General features: G+C 49.5%; 5 protein-coding genes, 4 tRNA genes and 2 rRNA genes. 1 reads left to right on the forward strand and 10 read right to left on the reverse strand.

Features of this window, described 5'->3' with window-relative positions; genetic code table 11:
- From WH279_RS11920 to WH279_RS11945, 6 genes are all read right to left on the reverse strand, one after another.
- Positions 1-638 (reverse strand): GTP-binding protein (locus WH279_RS11920; RefSeq protein WP_339456771.1); only part of this gene is annotated, 638 nt, incomplete at its 3' end.
- Between the two features lie 113 nt (positions 639-751).
- Positions 752-827, reverse strand: a tRNA-Thr gene (locus tag WH279_RS11925).
- 6 nt (positions 828-833) lie between these two features.
- Positions 834-908: transfer RNA gene (locus WH279_RS11930), tRNA-Gly, on the reverse strand.
- 211 nt (positions 909-1,119) lie between these two features.
- Positions 1,120-1,204, reverse strand: a tRNA-Tyr gene (locus WH279_RS11935).
- Between the two features lie 20 nt (positions 1,205-1,224).
- Positions 1,225-1,300: transfer RNA gene (locus WH279_RS11940), tRNA-Thr, on the reverse strand.
- A 203-nt stretch (positions 1,301-1,503) separates the two neighbouring features.
- Complete coding sequence (locus WH279_RS11945) at positions 1,504-1,629, reverse strand: hypothetical protein (RefSeq protein ID WP_267912236.1); 126 nt, start codon at positions 1,627-1,629, stop codon at positions 1,504-1,506.
- Positions 1,630-1,787: 158 nt separating this feature from the next.
- Here WH279_RS11945 and coaA point away from each other — a divergent pair, with 158 nt between their 5' ends.
- Positions 1,788-2,738, forward strand: coding sequence for a type I pantothenate kinase (coaA, locus tag WH279_RS11950; RefSeq protein ID WP_200644209.1), 951 nt, complete (start codon positions 1,788-1,790; stop codon positions 2,736-2,738).
- 37 nt (positions 2,739-2,775) lie between these two features.
- Here coaA and birA read toward each other — a convergent pair whose 3' ends face one another.
- The 4 genes from birA to WH279_RS11970 form a co-directional block, all read right to left on the reverse strand.
- Positions 2,776-3,738, reverse strand: a complete 963-nt coding sequence (gene birA, locus WH279_RS11955; protein WP_339456773.1) for a bifunctional biotin--[acetyl-CoA-carboxylase] ligase/biotin operon repressor BirA — start codon at positions 3,736-3,738, stop codon at positions 2,776-2,778.
- The gene (gene murB / locus WH279_RS11960; RefSeq protein WP_339456774.1) at positions 3,735-4,772 is read right to left on the reverse strand and encodes a UDP-N-acetylmuramate dehydrogenase; all 1,038 of its coding nucleotides are present in this window, start codon (positions 4,770-4,772) and stop codon (positions 3,735-3,737) included. Before murB ends, birA begins: the two co-directional genes overlap by 4 nt.
- A gap of 304 nt (positions 4,773-5,076) precedes the next feature.
- Positions 5,077-5,192: ribosomal RNA gene (gene rrf, locus WH279_RS11965) — 5S ribosomal RNA — on the reverse strand.
- 118 nt (positions 5,193-5,310) lie between these two features.
- Positions 5,311-5,540: ribosomal RNA gene (locus tag WH279_RS11970) — 23S ribosomal RNA — on the reverse strand; the annotation flags it as partial.

The following is a 5,540-nucleotide window of genomic DNA, read 5'->3' on the forward strand; positions in this document are numbered from 1 at the left end:
AGCAGGAATGGCTTATCAATCGCACGCTCTGGTTCTGGGATGTAGTTATCCAGGTGACCAGCCAGTTCGATGATCTTAGCTTCCCACTCAGCGTCGCCCTGCAGTGCTTTCAGTGCAGAACCACGAACAACCGGGATGTCGTCGCCAGGGAAATCGTAAGCAGACAGCAGCTCACGCACTTCCATTTCAACCAGCTCCAGCAGCTCTTCGTCGTCAACCATGTCGCATTTGTTCATGAATACGATCATGAATGGAACGCCAACCTGGCGACCCAGCAGGATGTGCTCACGGGTCTGAGGCATTGGGCCGTCAGTTGCAGCAACAACCAGAATCGCGCCGTCCATCTGAGCAGCACCGGTGATCATGTTTTTCACATAGTCGGCGTGGCCTGGGCAGTCAACGTGCGCGTAGTGGCGAGTTGGGGTGTCATATTCAACGTGAGAAGTGTTGATGGTGATACCACGTGCTTTTTCTTCTGGTGCGTTATCGATCTGGTCGAACGCACGAGCAGAACCGCCGTAGGTTTTAGCCAGAACGGTGGTGATAGCAGCAGTCAGGGTAGTTTTGCCGTGGTCAACGTGGCCGATAGTACCAACGTTGACGTGCGGTTTGGAACGTTCAAATTTTTCTTTAGACATCGCTTGTCCCTCTAAGACACGGATTAATCGGTGATATCACCACATCAACCAGGCATTGCCTGAATCGTTGAATTTTAATGCACAGAGAAGAAGCAGGGAGGGAGATTTGAAAGTGGTGCTGATACCCAGAGTCGAACTGGGGACCTCACCCTTACCAAGGGTGCGCTCTACCAACTGAGCCATATCAGCACGGCTTGGAGCGGGCAGCGGGAATCGAACCCGCATCATCAGCTTGGAAGGCTGAGGTAATAGCCATTATACGATGCCCGCATCCTGGAACTCGGCTACCTGTTCTGTCTGTAGCTTTTGAACAACTCAGAAAAGATTTCCTTATTGCTCAGCCATCACGCGTTTGCCTGATGACTTTGACTGTGCTTGAGCTCAGTCTGAAATCGTGATGAACAACCTATGGAGGTTGCCATCTTTCCGGTTGAGTCTTTTATTTCTCTTCCGGTTTCAACTCCTGAACACTGAGTCGAAATGGTGGTGGGGGAAGGATTCGAACCTTCGAAGTCGATGACGGCAGATTTACAGTCTGCTCCCTTTGGCCGCTCGGGAACCCCACCTGGGGTATTTCGTTACTTGATGGTGCCGGCTACCGGAATCGAACTGGTGACCTACTGATTACAAGTCAGTTGCTCTACCAACTGAGCTAAGCCGGCATCAAGTGGTGCGCATTCTAGGAAGACCGGAGGGAGGATGCAACAAAAAAATTGCGATAATTGTTCTTATGCTCACTATTTGTGCAATTCTTCTCAAATTAGCGAATTTACATACAAACTTCGTTTAAAGAAACACCAACCCTCTCTCCCCCTCAGCAGCAGGGGGACTCAGTGTATGAGGATAAAATATCAAACCAATACGCTTAAATGTGCAAAACTTCGCCTTCCACACAAAATGGGGTATCGCTTTTGCGCTTAATCAGGTTGGCTTTCAATTGCCAGCGAAAAATATCATTAATGCGGGTGCGGCTACGTTTGCATCTGTGCATTATCTTTTTTCCTTCTTATTCATGCCTGTCTGGTGGTAACCTCCGACAATTGTTTTATGAAATTTCCCTTAGTACGTCAGCCTGAAAACAACCGGAACATGTTGTCATTAATGGGCTAACGTATTGAAGGGTAAAAAATTGCTGGCAGAAGCACGCATATGAGAAAAAAAGACGCCTTGTTAACGACACCTTATCTGCATTTCAATCGTGGTCAGTGGGCTGCGCTGCGTGATTCGGTGCCAATGACGCTATCCGAAGATGAAATTGCACGTCTTAAAGGCATTAACGAAGATCTCTCCATGGAAGAAGTGGCAGAGATTTATTTGCCTTTGTCTCGTCTGTTGAATTTCTATATTAGTTCTAATTTACGACGTCAGGCGGTACTTGAGCAGTTTCTCGGGACCAATGGCCAAAAAATCCCTTATATCATCAGTATTGCGGGCAGCGTTGCCGTCGGTAAAAGCACTACAGCACGTGTATTGCAGGCGCTACTCAGTCGCTGGCCAGAGCACCGCCGAGTTGAACTGATTACAACGGATGGCTTCCTGCACCCGAATGCGGTGCTAAAAGAACGTGGTTTGATGAAGAAGAAGGGCTTCCCGCTCTCTTATGATATGCACCGTTTGGTCAACTTTGTCTCCGATCTTAAGTCGGGGGCCTCGCAGGTTACCGCTCCGGTTTATTCGCATCTGATTTATGATGTGATTCCTGAGGGCGATAAAATTGTGCAACAACCGGATATTTTGATACTGGAAGGCCTGAACGTGTTGCAGAGTGGCATGGACTACCCACACGACCCTCATCACGTCTTCGTTTCAGATTTTGTGGATTTTTCAATTTATGTCGATGCACCAGAAGCACTTCTGGAACAGTGGTATATCAACCGTTTTCTGAAATTTCGTCAGGGTGCTTTTACCGATCCAGACTCTTATTTCCACCATTATGCGCAACTGCCAGAAGAAGAGGCGGTAGGAATTGCAACCCAACTGTGGAAAGAGATTAATCATCTGAATTTAAAAGAAAACATTATGCCAACGCGTGAACGAGCAAGTCTGATTATGACGAAAAGCAGCGACCATGCTGTCGATCTCGTCAGATTAAGAAAGTAACGAAAGAGGGGGCGCAGTGAACTGCGCCCCCTCTGGTTTAATTCTGCGGTCGCAACGAAATCTCACCGCCAACCCAGGATTTTCTGACGCCATCCTGTTCCAGAATTAACCCCCCTTGCTGGTCAATCCCTCTGGCCGTTCCGAAGATCTCCCGATCGCCAATCAGCAGTTTCACCGGACGGTCAATGAAGTTGTCTAAAAGCGCCCAGCGCTGCACGAAGGGTGCCAGCCCCTCCTGTTCAAACTCGGCCAGCGCCGTTCGCATTTTATTCACTATCAGTGCTGAGAGTGCATTACGGTCAACATTAACATCCGCTTCCTGGAGGTTAATCCAGCCCTGATTAATCACATCAGCACCTGGCGCGCGCATGGCCAGATTAATACCGGCGCCGATCACAATCTGCGCAGCATCTCCTGTTTTACCCGTCAGTTCAACGAGGATGCCTGCCAGTTTACGATCATCAAGATAGATATCATTAGGCCATTTAACACGAATGCCAGGGGCTCCCTGTTCCTGTAATGCCTCTGCCAGAACGATGCCAATGACCAGGCTCAACCCCATCGCAGCAGCAGGACCTTGTTCAAGGCGCCAGTACATCGACAAATAGAGGTTCGCACCAAAGGGAGAAAACCACTGGCGTCCGCGTCTTCCGCGTCCTGCCTGCTGATACTCAGCGACACACGCATCACCGGACTGTAGAGAGCCCATACGGTCAAGTAAATACTGATTAGTTGAATCTATCACCGGGATAACGGCCAGACGTCCCTGCTCAAGCTGAGCATTAATGACCTCTTCATTCAGCAGTTGCATCGGAGATGAGAGACTATAGCCCTTGCCGGTAACAGTGAAGACATCAATGCCCCACTCTTTCAGCGTCTGAATATGTTTATTAATAGCAGCACGGCTCATACCTAAATGCTCACCGAGATGCTCACCGGAATGAAACTCACCGTCGGCCAGAATACTCACCAGTTTTAAGGGCACGGTGTTATCTTTCATGCGATAACCTCCACAGCGTCTGTTTCACCCTGAGCGGCAATAAAGCGGACTTCCGGCTCCAACCACACATTAAATTTTTCTGCCACGCGCTGGCGCACGGTACGGGCCAAATCGACAATATCCTGCCCGCTGGCATCTTCAGCATTAATCAATACCAGTGCCTGTTGTTGATGCACCGCAGCGCCGCCAAGGCGGAATCCTTTCAAAGCACATTGATCGATCAGCCAGCCAGCGGCTAGCTTCACGGTTCCGCCCTCCTGAGGATACTGCGGAATACCCGGGTACTTTATTTGCAGTGCCGCAGCCAGATCGGCGCTTACCAGCGGATTTTTGAAGAAGCTCCCTGCATTTCCTGTCACTTTAGGATCAGGCAGCTTACTACGACGCATATGGCAAACGGCATCAAAAACCTGCTGTGGGCTCACCGTTAAAGGATCAAGATTACGCAGATCACCATAGCTAAGCACCGGTTTCCAGTGTTTCGCCAGGCGTAACCCCACGGCAACGATGGCATACCCCTCAGCATAGCGATGTTTGAATACGCTGTCGCGATAGCCAAACTGACACTCAGAAGCAGTCAGACGCTGGCAAGTGCCATCACCAAGGCTGACAATGTCCACATACTCACACACCTGCTCCAGTTCGACACCATAAGCGCCAATATTTTGAATAGGTGCGGAGCCCGCACATCCGGGAATCAACGCCAGGTTTTCTAAACCAGCCAGATTCTGTTTCAGCGTAGTTTCCACCAATTGATGCCAGTTCTCTCCGGCACCTACGTGAAGACACCACGCATCACTCGTTTCTTCAACGTTGATGCCTTTGATACGGTTAATGATCACCTGACCGGAGAAATCTTCCAGAAACAGCACGTTACTGCCTTCACCCAACAGCAATACAGGCTCATTTTGTTGGGTGCTCTGCTGCCAGCACCGGCAAAGTTCTTCAACGCTATTGGCCACGCTGATATGACTCGCATGGGCGTTAAGACCGAAGGTATTCCAGGATTTTAATGAATGTTGCTGGCGGGACATAATACGGCCTTCACAGAGTTAACTGTCAGATAGTGTACCCGATCCACCTTTGCAGAGTTGAGGATTTTCAGGTCATGAACAGGGATGACTATCGATTCTGATTAACAGAATTTAAGGAATTGAGGAGGAAATATGCACAAACAAGGTCGGTAAAATAGAGATAAACGACAAAAAATACAGCAAAAATGGATGATGAAAAGACAAATTTGGTGTTGAAACGGTCAAAATCTGACCTTTTATAGCTAAATCGCAGACAAACAAAAAAGCCTCATACTTTCGTATGAGGCTTGTCTGCTTATTTGATGCCTGGCAGTTCCCTACTCTCGCATGGGGAGACCCCACACTACCATCGGCGCTACGGCGTTTCACTTCTGAGTTCGGCATGGGGTCAGGTGGGACCACCGCGCTAAAGCCGCCAGGCAAATTCTGTTTCGTCCCCGCCGTTACTCTCGTAACCACGTGAACCAATCCGTTTCGAACAGGCTGAAAATCTCTTTCGCGTCTCTCATCACGCTCACCAGAACGCTTCTGGCGTTGTAAGGTTAAGCCTCACGGGTCATTAGTACCGGTTAGCTCAACGCATCGCTGCGCTTACACACCCGGCCTATCAACGTCGTAGTCTTCAACGTCCCTTCAGGGGGCTCAGGGCCCCAGGGAGAATTCATCTCGAGGCAAGTTTCGCGCTTAGATGCTTTCAGCGCTTATCTTTTCCGCACTTAGCTACCGGGCAATGCCATTGGCATGACAACCCGAACACCAGTGGTGCGT

The organism is Erwinia sp. MYb375, from assembly GCF_037479175.1.
Lineage (GTDB): Bacteria > Pseudomonadota > Gammaproteobacteria > Enterobacterales > Enterobacteriaceae > Erwinia > Erwinia rhapontici.

Excerpts from the sequence above, each read along its gene's own strand:
- WH279_RS11945 (WP_267912236.1), bottom strand. The coding sequence starts at position 1,629 with ATGCACAGATGCAAACGTAGCCGCACCCGCATTAATGATATTTTTCGC.
- coaA (WP_200644209.1), top strand. The coding sequence starts at position 1,788 with ATGAGAAAAAAAGACGCCTTGTTAACGACACCTTATCTGCATTTCAAT.
- birA (WP_339456773.1), bottom strand. The coding sequence starts at position 3,738 with ATGAAAGATAACACCGTGCCCTTAAAACTGGTGAGTATTCTGGCCGAC.
- murB (WP_339456774.1), bottom strand. The coding sequence starts at position 4,772 with ATGTCCCGCCAGCAACATTCATTAAAATCCTGGAATACCTTCGGTCTT.